Origin of the sequence: Kerstersia gyiorum (genome assembly GCF_004216755.1) — a bacterium.
Lineage (GTDB): Bacteria > Pseudomonadota > Gammaproteobacteria > Burkholderiales > Burkholderiaceae_B > Kerstersia > Kerstersia gyiorum.
Window position 1 is genome coordinate 534,630 of sequence record NZ_SGWZ01000002.1, and the last position, 13,921, is coordinate 548,550.

Sequence of the window (13,921 nt, forward strand, 5' to 3'; positions counted from 1 at the left end):
CTGGCCTGTTCTGGCATGATGGGGCGGCAGCGCCCCATGTCGTTGCCTATGCCGCGATTTCGTTTTTCCAGTACAGATGCAGCCCGGTAATGTCGCCCGAGCACAGCAGCGGCATGGCGGCCTTGATATGTGCCAGCGGCCAGTCCCACCATTGCATTTGCAGCAGTAGCACGATTTCTGCATCGGCAAAGCGTTGCTTGATGGGCTTTGCCGGGTTGCCGCCGACGATGGTGTAAGGCGCTACGTCCTTGGTGACCAGCGCACGGCTGCCGACGACCGCGCCATCACCAATTTTCACGCCTGGCAGGATCATGGCTTCGGCGCCTATCCAGACATCGTTGCCGACGACTGTATCGCCTGCGTTGCTGAAGGCATCGCGGGCCTGCGCGAAGGCCGGCTCTTCCTTCATATAGAAGAAAGGAAAGGACGATATCCAGTCGTAGCGGTGGCCCTGGTTGCCTGCCATGATGAAACTGGCGCCCGTACCGATCGAGCAGAAGCTGCCAACGATCAGCTTATCGACGTCGTCCCGGTCGGGAAGCAGGTAGCGGGCGCAGTCGTCGAAGGAATGGCCGTGGTAGTAGCCGGAGTAATAGCTGTAGCGGCCGACCTTGATGTTGGGATTGGTGACCTGTTCGCTGAGCAGCTTGCCGCGGAATGGGCTGTCGAAGTAGTTGGACATTGGGATTCGTTATCGTGATTGTTGTCGTGATTCAGGCCGTCGGGCCCGCCAGCAGCCGGCAAGGACGGTGTCGAAGTAGCGGTAATGTTGTGATAGGGAGACGCAAATCGTTCCCTTGGTTCCTGGCGTGTTTCAGGCGGGCAGGCTTTGCTTGTAACGTTTGTCGCAGGCGCCAGGAGTGAGCCCCGAAGCGGGTGGACAGGGCGTTGTAGCGCCTCAGACGGGCCTTTGGGGCGGGTTTGCCGTCAGGTATCACAGCGGTATTGGCAGCAGGCCAAAAATTAATTGGTAACAGCACTATCTTTATTTCCCAAGGTCGACGATAGTGGCTGTGGGGTGCTTTTATCCCTCTTACCTAGGAAATTACATTGAAAACTGAAATTGGTGTCGTGAAATGGTTCAACAGCGAAAAGGGCTTTGGATTCATCATGCCGGAGTCTGGCGGTAAAGACCTGTTTGCGCACTACTCCGAGATTGTTGGCAGCGGCCATAAGTCGCTCGAAGAAAACCAACGAGTCTCGTTTGTTGCCGGCGTTGGCCAAAAAGGCCCTTGCGCGACGAAGATCGAAGTCATCTAAGATGACTCCCGCTATTTAGCGGGCAGCTCGAATTCAGGCTAACCCCATGGCATCATCGGGTTAGCCTTTTTATTTGGCTCGTGCTTGCGGCTTGCCGGTCTTGATTGGCCCGATGCTTCGGCAGGCCGGCGTGTTGATCCGCCAGGCTGGTCAATAGCGTGCCAGCGGGGGTGCCAACGGATTCCGGCTCTGTACGGATATGGTGTCCTGCATCTGTACCCTGCATGTTGCCAGCGCCGCATTGTCCAGGCCCGACACCTGCCTAGTCCCATATCTGTCAAGCATTCAGCGGGCAAGGATAGCACAAGGGCGTCGTGCCACATTGTGGACGTCGTGCCGTATTGCTTAGCGCGCTGGAGCATTCGTGCACGGTGCTTCGCATGGCGTGCCCTGGTGGAAGCGAAGCTGCCAACGGCCGTCCAACCAGGACCAAATGGAGCTGCGGTGGGCATGCAGTCTGTTGCCCGACTGGTCGGGCACGCTGCTGTCGTAGGTGACCAGCCAGGTTCCCGGCGCCAGTTTCCTGGCTTGCAGGCAGCTCAGGTGCGCATGGATTGCCGGTCCGTCGGTGATGAGGCAGTCGGCCCGGCTATGGATCTGGCCGGAGCGGCCGAATTCAAAAAAATCTGGCGCAAAGTGTTTTTGCTGGAAGGCGGCATCGTAGCGGGTAGCTTCATGCCACAAGGCATGTTCCAGCGGGAAGAGTTCAGATTCGCTCATGGTGTCGTGCATGGATGAAGGCGGACGTACCGGTAGCCGGTGACGCGGATGGCCTATCCTCGGGCAAGGCGTGGCGCCTGTCAAAAAACGAATAAAAAAGACACGATTCCCCCAGATTTCCTGTGCCGGTCCGCACGGTCGCGACAGTCTTGGGTTAGCCTATGACGGCTTGTCTCATAAATATTCTGACCCTGCGCCAAAGTGCCGGCCGTCGCCGTTTCCGGTGCGTACCGGCAAGTGGGGTTTCCTGCCTGTCGCGCGGGGCCGTGCCCTTCATTTGGGGCCTGCCCGTGGCGCAAGCGGGAATCCTGCATCCATCAAGAAAAACATTGGAGAGCCTGAATGTCCCAAGCTGAAACTTCGTATCCCTCGATTCAATTGTTGATTGCCAACCAGTGGCGCGACGCGACGGATGGTCGCAGCATTGATGTGCGCAACCCGGCGACTGGCCAGGTGATCGGCCAGGTGGCCCATGCCAGCCGCGCGGATCTGGATCTGGCGCTGGCGGCGGCACAGAAAGGGTTCGATGCCTGGCGCCGGACGCCTGCGCAGGAGCGCGCTGCCGTGATGCGTCGCGCCGCCGGCCTGCTGCGTGAGCGTGCGGACCGCATCGCTGCGCTGCTAACGCAGGAGCAGGGTAAGCCGCTGGCCGAAGCACGCGTCGAAACGTTGTCGGCCGTCGGCATCATTGAATGGTTTGCGGAAGAGGGCTGCCGCGTTTATGGCCGTATCGTGCCTTCCCGCAATATTGCTGCCCAGCAGCAGGTGCTCAAAGAGCCGGTCGGTCCGGTGGCGGCATTTACACCATGGAATTTCCCGATCAACCAGGTGGTGCGCAAATTGTGTGGCGCGCTGAGCACGGGTTGCTCGATTCTGGTCAAGGCTCCCGAGGAAACGCCGGCCTCTCCGGCTGAACTGGTGCGCGCGTTTGTCGATGCCGGTGTTCCGGAAGGCGTGGTTGGGCTGGTATTTGGCGATCCGGCGGAAATTTCGTCCTACCTGATTCCGCATCCGGTGATCCGCAAAATTACCTTTACCGGTTCCACCGTGGTGGGCAAGCAGCTGGCGGCGCTGGCCGGTGCGCACATGAAGCGCGCGACCATGGAATTGGGTGGCCATGCGCCGGTGATCGTGGCGGAGGATGCGGACGTCGCCCAGGCCGTGAAAGCCATTGGCAGCGCCAAGTTCCGCAATGCAGGGCAGGTGTGTATTTCGCCCACGCGCTTCCTGGTGCAAAGGAGTATCAAGGAGACCTTCACGCGTGAATTGGTGCGCCACGCCGAGGGCCTGAAGGTCGGCAATGGCCTGGAAGCCGGCACGACCCTGGGCCCCCTGGCCAATCCGCGCCGCCTGGACGCCATGCAGAAGGTGGTGGAAAATGCGGTGGCTGCTGGCGCGACGCTGGCCACTGGCGGCAAGCGTCTGGGCGAGACGGGCAACTTCTTCGCACCCACTGTGCTGGACGATGTGCCGCTGGCGGCATCGGTGTTCAATGAAGAGCCGTTCGGCCCGGTAGCAGCTGTGCGTGCGTTCGACGACATCGAGGATGCCATCGCCGAAGCCAATCGCTTGCCGTTCGGGTTGGCTGCCTATGCTTTCACGACGTCACTGCGCAACTTGCGGCTGTTGTCGCAGGGCGTGGAGGTCGGCATGCTGTGGGTCAATCAGCCTGCCGCGCCCTGGCCGGAGTTGCCGTTCGGCGGAATCAAGGATTCCGGTTACGGTTCCGAAGGCGGGCCGGAAGCGCTGGAAGCCTATCTGAACACCAAGGTGGTATCGGTACTGTCGTGATAAGCCGGCCTTGACAGGCCGGCTCCAAGAAACAGGCCCTGGCAGGCCTGTCTTGTGTACCCATGCCATGTACCCACGCCATTCGCCATCATCCATGGCGTGGGTTGCAGGTTTTGTCGGGTGGGGCTGGAATCTAGCGTTCCAGCCGGACTTCGAAATAGGCTTCACATTCTCCCAGGTCACGAAAGCCCTCGTTGCGCGCGCGCATGGCTGCCGTGATCCATTTTTTTGCCAGTGCGATATCTTCCGGCCGCATTTCCATTTCCGAGGCTTCTTCCGCCTGCTGCCAGGCACGGTAGGTATCTGCAACAGCGTCGGGGCCGCCCAGGGCACGTTCCAGCGTACGGCGGAACCGGCTTTCGGCGTCTGTGCGGGCGCGTTCCGGAAGTTCAGTCGGGGCGTCCTGCAGGGTGATGATGTATGGCATCGCGAGTCTCCAGAATGGTGCTGTTTATTTATACAGTATTTTCTGGGGTTAAGAAAAGTCCTTTTCGCAGGTGTGTGTCCGGGAGGGCTGCGATGGGGGCGTTTACTTGTCGCCTGGGGCCGCATCGGCAGACAGTCCTGTGCATCAGGACCGGGCCATTATTGGCGGTACGGTGGGTTGCAGCTGGGGGAGCAGCAGCATGAGCCCGATGGCCAGCGTTCCCGCAACCGCTAGCAGCGGCAGGTAATTGATAAGATAAAAATATCAAAGAAGCTAGGAATGGACATGTCTGAGCGTCTGAATCTCAATTCGGTACGGGTATTTGCAGTCGTGCTGGCCGAGGGCAGTTTCTCGACAGCGGTACGCTGACCGTGGCCGCCGCCCGGCGCGGGCTCGGCTATGCCATTCTGGTTAAGAGCGCTTGCCAGACGCTGCTGGATACCGGTGAGCTGGAAGCGCTGGTTCTGAACAAGCCGGCGGCACCCCTGCAACTGTTCGCTACCTATCCCCAACGAAGATACCTGCCACGCAAGGTCAGGGCGCTGGCCGAGCATTTTGCGCAATCCCTGTTACCGATGGGGCAGGGACTGGCCAGATAGCTGTGGCATGATGCCCATGGCGCGTTCCGTGTCCGAGAGCGGAGGAAGCCGGATCAATTTCTGGGAGACAGCAATGACAAAGACGGCCGGTGAGCGGTCATGGTTCACGATTTTGGGCTGGGTTGCGACGGTGACGGCAATGGCCATGTATGTGTCCTACATTCCCCAGATCAGTAATAATCTGCATGGCATGAAAGGAAATTGGCTGCAACCTTTGGTGGCGGCCTGCAATTGCACCCTGTGGGTTGTTTATGGTCTGACCAAGCAACCGAAACGGGACTGGCCGATTGCCATTGCCAATTCGCCTGGCATTGTATTTGGCCTGGCAACTTTCGTGACGGCCTTGTAATCGTACTGTTGTGCGAGATAGCACCGTAGGCAGGCTGGGGCATTGGAACAATGGGTTTCGGACCTTTCCCGCAATATGCCCAGAGGCAAGTTATGGAACATTTATGAGCAAAGTAAAGGTTTGCAGGGCAGGCAATGGTTTCTTTGTGCTCAAGCGGACGGCTGTCATGCTGGTCTCATCCGCTGCCTTGCTGGCGTTGCCGGTGCAGGCGCAAACATCGGACGATGAGATCTGTGACGCGGTAGCGTTCCTGTCGCGGTCCACCATGCATGTGCGCCAGCATGGGGTCAGCCTGGAAGAGCTGCTGGCCGCCCATGCCGCCAGTAGCACCGGTTATGGCGGGCAGCAGGCACTGGTGCAGGCGATCGCCCGTAATGCTTATGAAGAGCCGGAAGCGGTGAACGAGGCTGGCAAAAGCCAGGCAGTCGAAACGTTTGGCGAGAAATGGCGCAAGCTTTGCTTGGCTGACGTTCCGCAACCCTAGCGCCCCTGGCGGACTGCTGCGGATCGGCGTTGGCAGCAGCGTGCAGCTCATGTGGGCGCTTGCGGCAATCAGGCTGGCCTGAGTGGAAAAGCGGGATACCCCTATGAGAGGGCATCCCGCTTTTGATGAGCCGCAGCCGCCAGGGGCGGCAATGACGGGGCGTGGATGTTATTGGCGCCTAGAAGGTGCCGTCGGTGTTGGCGCGCAAGGTTTTTACCGTCAGTTTTGGATCAGCGGTGATTTCTTCCTCGGTGAATCGGATGTCCAGATACTTGCCTTCGCTGAAAAGGCGCGTTTGCTCGGCATGCAGCGGCGAATTGGCATTATCCGACTGGCCTTGCACCTGGATCTGCTTGCCGCGCGGGCCTCGGGGTGTCATTTCCACCCAGTAGATGAAGCTGCTGCCGCTGATGGCTTCCCAGCCGTCCTTGCCCTTGAAGGGGTCTGTATTCATGCGCAAGAAGGCGATGCCGCCAGGCACGGGGATGCGTTCTCCATTGACAGTACGATGCTGGTAGTTGCGCAAGGAAGCGTCCAGCGCAATCCCGTTGCTGACCAGATCATTGACGGCGGCATAGAGGGCCTGGCGCACCTCTTCGGACGGTTGCAGGCCGCGTGGCGTGTTCAGCGGGTCATTGGCGTCGAAGGGGATGGTGTACCAGGCAGGAGTGACCTGACTGTTTTCCAGGAAGCGGCGGAACAGGACCGCGCCCTTGTCGTCCAGCAGATAGGTCCCTTGCCAGGCGGCCAGCGCGTCGCAGGCCTGTGGCAGCATGGCCGGCGCGTCCGTACGTGCCGTCAGCGAGTGGCAGAACGACACCAGTTCAGGCTGCCAGATGCGCGCATAGTCGCGGCCGTCAAACAGTTGGCTGATGAATTGTTCCAGCGTGAAACCCTTGCCCGGCAGGCCATCGCGCTGTTCGAGCCGGTCTTCGATGATTTCCAGGCCACCGCGTGAACGGTTGCTCAGTACGGTTTTTTCCTTGCCGTACAGCGACGGGTAGCCTTCCAGCGGCGCGCGCAGATTGGTGATCCAGTAGGAATCATTGGCGTTGTAGACGTAGTCGTCGCGGAACTGGTAGGGAATCTGCGCCGAGGGGAAGACGCCCGGGAAAATGGCGCTGTCATCCTGGATAGGGGCGCACGACATGCGGCTGCCGTCGAGCACGGCGCCAGAGACGGCGCAGTCGCTCATCATGGCGTCCGTTACATAGGGCAGCGGGTTGGGCATCGAACGGTAGGCATGCCCTTGCGAATCCGCTGCCGTGGAGTTGATCCATGCCACGCCTAGTGTCGCCTTGTCGGCGGCGTGGATGTCCTGCACCGTCCGGGCCTGCGAGTACAGGTGCCACATGTTCAGGCCGGAAACCTTGATCGGGCTGTGTTTCCAGGTGTAGGCATGTTCCACGGTCCAGGGGCGGTCGGTTGAGACGCTGACGGTGCCGAACAGGGTGTCGTAGAAGGTGTGGGTGTAGGGCGCCAGTTTACCGTCCGCACCACGTACCTGGACCGTTACGGTGGTGGGGACCATTTCGTGACGCTTGCCATCGACCAGATAGCTGGTGGGGGAACCCGGTACCAGGTTCAGGCGGTAGCGCACGCCATTGGTGATGGTGGCGCCGGCGGATGTGGCGGCCCAGCCTACCGCGTCATTATGGCCAATGCCGATAACAGGGCTGGCACCGAAGGTCATGCCGTTGACATTGAGTTTTCCGGGAATCGTCAGGTGCGCGGCCACCATGCCATCGGCCTTGTTCCACTCCCAGTGCGGGTTGGAGAACACCATGCCGGTGCCGTCGCGGGTCGCGTCCTTGCCCAGGGCGACCATATTGCTGGCCAGGATCTTGGGCGCAGGCAGCGCGGCACGCTGGGCGGCGCTGATGCGCTGCGCATCGGGCTTCTGGCCCGGGGGTACCGCTGCCAGGAAGCCGTCGAATTCGTTGCGTACGGCGGTCAGCATGTCGGCCCAGAAGGCAGCGTTCAGATACAGATCACGTTCGGTGATGGGGCGGATCCAGTCGGCGCCGACGCATCGTTCGTCGGGCAGCTTGTAGTCGACTTCCTGCAGATAGCGGTTGTAGCCCGCGACGTAGCCGCGCACTAGTTCGCGGACTTCGGGCAGCACGCCTGCCGGCGACTGGTCGGCCAACAGGTTTTCAAGCCAGCCTTCGTCGATGAGTTTCTGGATATAGAGATCGCTGGCCAGGTTGCCATTACGCAGATCGAAGGAAAAGTCAGGCCCGTTGGCCCCGAAGCGGGCAGCGGCTTGGGCGCTGGTCGTCAGCCAGCGGCCGGACATGGTGCAGGCATGATCCTCGGCCCAGACGTAGCCCAGGCCATAGCCGGCGCTGGTGTAGTCATTGGCCTTGATATGGGGAACGCCACCGGTGGTGCGGCGGATGTCTACCTGGTAGCCGGCGGATTTTTCCGGTGTGGACTGGGAACTCTTGCCGCTGGACAGGCAGCCGCTCAGTAGCGCGGCCATGGCGCCAGCCCATGCCAGGTTGCGGACCAGTTGCTTGTGACGATATTGCTTCATGGGAATGCTCTCTCCTCCAGAACACTTTCTGTTTTTTGTCGGTTTTTTTGTGGTGGCGGGGCCCGGAAGGGGGCGGGTGTCGCCGATTGTCCCGTGGGGGTAAGGACAGGGTTCCGGGTGCGATGGTGGAAGCGCCTGGAGCGGACAGTCGTTTCTTGTGGACTCAATTAACCGTCCGGTAAGTCAATTTAAGGGACTTGGCGGCTTGGATCAAGGTTGCACCATGTGGGATTAACCCTTGTTTCTACCGAGATGGAGTTAGGGAAAAAACCGTGATTCAGCCAGATGAAAACCGCGCATTTAAGCGGAAAAGTCTGGTTTTTTGATGATTTTTAAATTCCTTGACGTTGAAAAGGGAGGTAATCGTAAGTTTCTGATTCTGCCTGGTCGCTTTCTTCGGTATAACAATCTGTAACGGACTGCATGTTGGAGGTCCGGCCACTCTTCGCGCGGAACACGCCCGGACGGCGGCATTGATAGGGGAAAAATGATGCAAAAGCTGATTCAAGCGACCTTGTGGACTGTTCTTGCCTGTGCCGCATTGCCTGCCCAGGCGGCCAATCCTGGCTGCGAGCGCAAGGCGGCAGAAATCGAGCAGCAGCTCGACTACGCCAAAACCTATGGCAACGTGTACCGTCAGCGCGGCCTGGAGCGGGCGTTGACCGAAGTGCGTACGCACTGCACTGATGCCGGGCTGGTCAGCGAGAAACGTTCGGAAATTGCCGAACAGAATGAAAAAGTGAACGAAATCCAGGCGGAGATCGAAGAAAAGCAGACGGAAGGGCGCTTGGACAAGGTACGCAAGCTGGAGCGCAAGCTTGAGCGCGAGCGCGAGGAGTTGCGTCTGCTGCAGAACGAACTGCGCGAGCTTGAGTCCGGCTTCACCGCCAAATGATGGTTGCCTACGGTGCTTGCGGCAGGTTTTCAGGCCGTGCAGCGGGTTCCAGTGGGTGTTTGATCGTGCCGGATGCCCGCGTTTGCATGCCGCCACGAGTTTTATATAGTAGCATCTGCTGTAATAATAAAAATTCGGGAAAAGAGGCTGGATAGGGACATGCGCGTTTGCCGTTGGGCATGGCCATGACTACCGGCAGGGGTGTGCTGCGCCAGGCCAGGCCTTGAAGAAGGCAGCTGCAAGCAGCTCAGTAGATGGACCAGGCGCGGCCAGCGCAGCGGCACGACCGACATGGCTGCGTGATGGCGAGTGCTCCTCATTGGGCGCGCTCGTCATATATATGGGTGGTTTCGATGAAAGCGGGAGCAAGCCGGTTCGGTGGAATCAGGCGATCGTTCATTGCCGCATCGGTGACAGCGATGCTGGGGGTCCTGAGCATGGGCGCCCTGGGCGGTGTGCTGTACTACGCAGTCTATCCTGTGCTGGGCCCGTGGCATGGCCGTCTTTCCGCTTGGAGCGGCGATTGGATCTGGCCGGCGACGGTCTCTGCTGGCGTGCTGTGGTCCCTGGGGTTCGTCTGTGCGGGCTTGTGTTACGCACGCCTGGAACGCGCCGGCGTGGACGTCGCCATTCGCCGCACCAGCTACGTGGTGGTGCTGTGGTTGTCAGCCGTCTGCGCCTGGTCGCTGGTGCTGCTCGGGTGTTGATGTCTGGCTCAGGCCCCTGCCAGCAATATCCATGCACCGGCCATGAGCATGCAGGCGATGGTGACCGGCAAGCCGGCGCGGGTGAATTCTCCGAACGAGATTTTTATGCCGCAGGCTGCTGCCTGTTCCACGACAATGATGCCCGCCAGGCTGCCAAAGATAAAAAGATTGCTGGAAAAACTTGACCCCATGATCAGGGCGGCACCCATGCTGTTGGCTGTTTCCGCAGTCGGGCGCAGGAAGGGCAACAGCATCATTACGGCCGGATTGGTACCGACCAGCGTGCATAACAGGGCAATGACGAGAAAGAGCGCGATAGGCGAATCCAGGTGAATGCCTGCCGAACGCAGGTCGCCCAGCAGGACTTCGGGCAGGCCGGTGGCGGCGAAGGCGGCATTCACCATGAACAGGCCCATGATGAGCAGCAGCAGGTTGCCATCCACATGCCGGAGCATGTCGCTGGAGGCGATCTGGCGGTTGATCAGCAGCAGGCCTGCCGCGCTCAGCGCCACTAGCTCGCGTGGCCAGTCACTGAAGATGAAGGCCACGATGACGGCCAGGGTGACCAGGCTGGCCTTGATCGTTTCCCACAGATCCAGGGGTTGGACGCCATCGTTGCCGCCCCCGGGCGCGGCGGTTGGTACGACGGTTGGTGCGGGCGTGGCGTCGGACGCGAGCGTCCAGCGCCGGCGGTACATAAAGGCGATGATGCCCCAGACCAGCGGCAGGGAAATCAGGGCCGGGATGATGGTGGCGCGCAGCAGGCTCAGGAAGGAAAGGTCCAGCGCCTGGGCGACGATCATGTTCTTGGGGCTGCCGATCAGCGTGCCGGCCGCGCCGGTATTGGCGGCAAAACAGAAGGCCAGCAGAAAGGGGACGGGATTGAGGCCACGCGCCAATGTCAGCGAGACCAATAGCGGGGTCATCGCCACGACTACCACGGCATTGCTCAGCAGGGCTGACAGTATGCCGCCGACGACCACCAGTGCGCCCAGCAAGGCTGGCGGGCTGATACGCAGGGTGGCGACCCGGCGGGCAGTCCAGGCATAGAAGCCCGATTCCACGAATGCCGAGGAAACCACCATCAGGCCAAACAACAGGCAGATGGTCCGGTAGTCGATGGCTTGCCAGGCGGCCTGTGGTGAAATGCTGCCCGCCGCCATCATCGCCAGGGCACCCACGACGGCAGCGCCCGTGCGGTCGACCTTGAAGCCCGGCAACTTGCCAAAGCCCATGGCGACATAGACAATCAGGAAAATCAGAAGGGTCGTATCCATCGGCTTCTTGTGTGGCTGCCGGCACTGGGGTGTCAGTGGCAACAGTGGCTATTGCAGTTGCGTAGTTTAGCGTTGCCTGTGCCAGACCTGTATGCGTCGAGCCATTCTCTGGTATGCAGATGTTGCTTGTGCAGCATCCCGCTGGCACGCGGCTGGGTCATGCCCTATGATGCCCGGGCGAAATTCCTTTTCCGGAGGCAGTCCATGTCCTCGTTTGATTTGCAAAAAGTTATCAGAAGCAGTTTGATTTGTGGTGTCGTCGCAGCCTTGTGCTGGACGGTGGCCGATATGCTGTTGGTCGGTTTCGTGCCCAGACCGCAGGCCTATCCGCTGTTTTCACAGCAATTGGCGGGGCAGCTCGATAGCGAGATGGCCATCCTGATGCTGGATGGCTCGCCGCAGCGCCTCATGTGGGGCATCTACCTGGCAACCTTCAGCGTGGTGCTCTACATGCTGGCCTGCTTTGCCTTGTACCGCCTGTTGCCGCCGGGCAACTTGAGCCGGTTGACGGTATTGCTGCTGCTGGCCGGCTATGCATGGTCGCCGCTGGGGCACGCTGCCTTTGGTTTCGTGGGTCTGCAGGCCCAGAGCATGTTGCATGGCGCGGCCGAAGCCTGGGCCGCGCAGGTGCAGGCTTTCAACCAGTTCCAGCATTTGTTGACCGTGCACTGGGTCGGTTCGGTCGCGGCAAGCACGCTGGGCTGGTTACTGGTGATGGGGCGTGTCATGACAGGGCGTACCCGCCTGCCGCGCTGGACGGCAATCTTCAATCCGGTTGTCGTGGCGATCGTGCTGGCGGGCGTGACCCTGCAATTTCCCGGTAATCTGCTGGCAGCGCTCATCGGCAGCGCCAGCCTGAATCTGGCGCAGTTGGTGTTCTTCGGCAGCGCGCTGGTGCTGTTGTCGGGCGGCAGGCCCAAGGTGTGAATGGGCGAGTGGGTGAGTGGCGGTCGTCCGCAAGGCCGTCGTCAGGCCGCCCCTCAGTGCTCGCGTTGCCGGCCGAGCAATGGGATCAGCCGGATGTAAAGCAACTCGCCCAGCAGCTCGACGATGGTTTGCGTCAGCACCACGGCGGGCAGCAAGGGCAGCGCGCCGGGTATGGCCAGTACCAGCGGCAGGATGACCAAAGAGTTGCGCGTGCCGGCGCTGAAGGCCAGCGCACGGCCTTCGGTGGGCGGCAGGCGCAGCAGGCGCCCGGCCAGCCAACCGAGCGCGGGGGCGCAGAGGGCGAAGGCAATATAGACCGGCACAACCTGGCGCACCGCAGACAGGGACAGGCCCAGTTGCGGCACGACGGCAGCGATCACAATGAAAAGCACCAAGGCCGTAGCCGGTACCGGCAGCAGACCCAACAGCCGGCTGGCTTGTTGTGCTGGCGCTCGCGTTGCGGCGCGGGCCAGGCCGGCCTGCGACATGGCGGCGCACAGCAACGGCACAAGAATGAGCCAGAGGAACGCCTCCAGGAATGGCCCGGCACGCACCAAAAGCGCAGCCTCGCTGCCCAGGAACAGACCCAGGTAGGCGGGCAGCAAGAGCATCTGTACCACCAGCAGCATAGGCGTGGCGGCCAGCAGCAGGCGGGCATCGCCACGGCCCAGGTGCGAGAAGGTCACGACATAATCTATGCAGGGGCAGAGCAGGACCATCAGCACCCCCAGCCGCAGCAAAGGGTCGGGCGGCAGCAAGGGCAACAGGCCGGCCACCAGCGCCGGCACGAGCAGGAAATTCGTCAGCAACAGTGCGGCCAGAAAGCGCAAGCGCCCGAATGCGCGCTTCAGTTCGGTCATCGGAACCTGGAAGAAAGTCAGGTAGAGCATCAGCGCCAGGGCCGGGTTGATGGCTTGTTCCAGGTTTGCCGCCATGGCCGGCTGGGCGATAGCCAGGGCTGCAGCTAGCAGGACGGCACAGAAATAGAGGGGAACTTGATGGCGTTCCAGGAAGTCGCGTAGCGGAAGCATGCAGGCCAGGAGGATGAGCGTAGGCAACCGGGATTGTGCCTGAAAATCTCAGTTAACAGGCCCGACGCTGTCCTGACGGGACGTTCGAGGGAAACGGGCGGCCGCTCAGGGTATTGAGGCAGAATGTGGGTAGTGCCGGGCGGCGCAGGGCCGCCCGTTGGGCGTCAGGACTGCGGCAGGCCCGGCGCATCGACCAGCACCAGTTCGGTATCTTCGATGGCGCGTATGCTCAACCGTTGTTCATCGAATGCAGCGGCGCCGTCGCGAGCGGCGAGCGGTAGGCCATTGACTTCCGCCTTGCCCGTGGCCAGCACGAGATACCCATAGCGCAAGGCCTCATCGAATGTGTATTCGATGGTTTCACCGGCCTTCACCGTGGCCCCGAGCACCCGGGCGCGCGACCGGATCGGCAAGGCGTCTGCGTCGGTCGGCATGCCGCTGGCCAGCGTGATGAAGCGGCCGGCCCGGTCATCGCGGGGGAAGGGGCGGGTTCCCCAGGACGGTTCGCCACCCCGGTTTTCCGGGAAAATCCAGATCTGGAAAATGCGTGTCGTGCCCGGTTCCAGGTTGTATTCGCTATGGCGGATACCCTTGCCCGCGCTCATGACCTGGACATCGCCGGCGACGGTGCGCCCTTTGTTACCCAGGCTGTCCTGGTGCGTAATGGCGCCTTCACGCACGTAGGTGATGATCTCCATATCGGCATGGGGATGTGGCGGAAACCCGGTGCCGGGCTGGATGGTGTCATCGTTCCAGACCCGCAGGGCGCCCCAGTGCACACGATCGGCATCGTGGTATTCGGCAAAGGAAAAATGGTGTCTGGCATTCAGCCAGCCGTGGTCGGCGCCGCCAAGACTGGCAAAGGGACGGTGTTCAAGCATGATGTCCTCCTGTGGCTGATTCGTGACTGATGCT

15 protein-coding genes are annotated in these 13,921 nt (G+C 61.1%); 8 read left to right on the forward strand and 7 right to left on the reverse strand.

The features are described from left to right. Positions 1 to 46: 46 nt before the first annotated feature. Positions 47 to 682, reverse strand: coding sequence for a type B chloramphenicol O-acetyltransferase (gene catB / locus EV679_RS08725; RefSeq protein WP_130486986.1), 636 nt, complete (start codon positions 680 to 682; stop codon positions 47 to 49). 368 nt (positions 683 to 1,050) lie between these two features. Between catB and EV679_RS08730 the strand changes: the two genes are divergently transcribed. Then, a complete protein-coding gene (locus EV679_RS08730; RefSeq protein WP_068367991.1) occupies positions 1,051 to 1,260 on the forward strand; it encodes a cold-shock protein in 210 nt (69 codons plus the stop codon). Between the two features lie 345 nt (positions 1,261 to 1,605). On the opposite strand, the gene EV679_RS08735 is transcribed toward EV679_RS08730, so the two are convergent. Then, positions 1,606 to 1,980 (reverse strand): nuclear transport factor 2 family protein, encoded by a 375-nt coding sequence (locus EV679_RS08735; protein ID WP_165390008.1) that lies wholly within the window; start codon positions 1,978 to 1,980, stop codon positions 1,606 to 1,608. Positions 1,981 to 2,322: 342 nt separating this feature from the next. Between EV679_RS08735 and EV679_RS08740 the strand changes: the two genes are divergently transcribed. Beyond that, positions 2,323 to 3,771, forward strand: a complete 1,449-nt coding sequence (locus tag EV679_RS08740) for an NAD-dependent succinate-semialdehyde dehydrogenase (protein ID WP_068367989.1) — start codon at positions 2,323 to 2,325, stop codon at positions 3,769 to 3,771. 133 nt (positions 3,772 to 3,904) lie between these two features. On the opposite strand, the gene EV679_RS08745 is transcribed toward EV679_RS08740, so the two are convergent. Then, positions 3,905 to 4,198, reverse strand: coding sequence for a hypothetical protein (locus tag EV679_RS08745; protein ID WP_068367988.1), 294 nt, complete (start codon positions 4,196 to 4,198; stop codon positions 3,905 to 3,907). A gap of 371 nt (positions 4,199 to 4,569) precedes the next feature. On the opposite strand from EV679_RS08745, the gene EV679_RS08750 reads away from it, so the two are divergent. The 3 genes from EV679_RS08750 (at position 4,570) to EV679_RS08760 (ending at position 5,630) form a co-directional block, all read left to right on the forward strand. After that, positions 4,570 to 4,797, forward strand: a complete 228-nt coding sequence (locus EV679_RS08750) for a LysR substrate-binding domain-containing protein (RefSeq protein WP_068367986.1) — start codon at positions 4,570 to 4,572, stop codon at positions 4,795 to 4,797. A 73-nt stretch (positions 4,798 to 4,870) separates the two neighbouring features. Then, entirely contained in the window at positions 4,871 to 5,146 is a 276-nt protein-coding gene (locus EV679_RS08755; RefSeq protein ID WP_068367984.1) for a hypothetical protein, read from the forward strand. 166 nt (positions 5,147 to 5,312) lie between these two features. Further along, positions 5,313 to 5,630 (forward strand): hypothetical protein, encoded by a 318-nt coding sequence (locus EV679_RS08760; RefSeq protein WP_130486988.1) that lies wholly within the window; start codon positions 5,313 to 5,315, stop codon positions 5,628 to 5,630. Positions 5,631 to 5,808: 178 nt separating this feature from the next. On the opposite strand, the gene EV679_RS08765 is transcribed toward EV679_RS08760, so the two are convergent. Next, positions 5,809 to 8,169: a penicillin acylase family protein gene (locus EV679_RS08765; RefSeq protein ID WP_068367980.1), complete on the reverse strand. Its 2,361-nt coding sequence runs from the start codon at positions 8,167 to 8,169 to the stop codon at positions 5,809 to 5,811. Positions 8,170 to 8,656: 487 nt separating this feature from the next. Here EV679_RS08765 and EV679_RS08770 point away from each other — a divergent pair, with 487 nt between their 5' ends. Beyond that, entirely contained in the window at positions 8,657 to 9,064 is a 408-nt protein-coding gene (locus EV679_RS08770; RefSeq protein WP_238591309.1) for a DUF1090 domain-containing protein, read from the forward strand. Positions 9,065 to 9,483: 419 nt separating this feature from the next. Next, positions 9,484 to 9,771, forward strand: coding sequence for a hypothetical protein (locus tag EV679_RS08775; protein ID WP_068367978.1), 288 nt, complete (start codon positions 9,484 to 9,486; stop codon positions 9,769 to 9,771). An 8-nt stretch (positions 9,772 to 9,779) separates the two neighbouring features. On the opposite strand, the gene EV679_RS08780 is transcribed toward EV679_RS08775, so the two are convergent. Further along, entirely contained in the window at positions 9,780 to 11,048 is a 1,269-nt protein-coding gene (locus EV679_RS08780) for an ArsB/NhaD family transporter (RefSeq protein ID WP_130486989.1), read from the reverse strand. A 204-nt stretch (positions 11,049 to 11,252) separates the two neighbouring features. Between EV679_RS08780 and EV679_RS08785 the strand changes: the two genes are divergently transcribed. Further along, positions 11,253 to 11,975, forward strand: coding sequence for a DUF6796 family protein (locus EV679_RS08785; protein WP_068369215.1), 723 nt, complete (start codon positions 11,253 to 11,255; stop codon positions 11,973 to 11,975). Between the two features lie 53 nt (positions 11,976 to 12,028). Here EV679_RS08785 and EV679_RS08790 read toward each other — a convergent pair whose 3' ends face one another. Further along, the gene (locus tag EV679_RS08790) at positions 12,029 to 13,006 is read right to left on the reverse strand and encodes an arsenic resistance protein (protein ID WP_068369211.1); all 978 of its coding nucleotides are present in this window, start codon (positions 13,004 to 13,006) and stop codon (positions 12,029 to 12,031) included. 164 nt (positions 13,007 to 13,170) lie between these two features. Further along, on the reverse strand, positions 13,171 to 13,887 hold the full coding sequence (locus tag EV679_RS08795) for a pirin family protein (protein WP_130486990.1): 717 nt from the start codon (positions 13,885 to 13,887) through the stop codon (positions 13,171 to 13,173). Positions 13,888 to 13,921 lie beyond the last annotated feature (34 nt).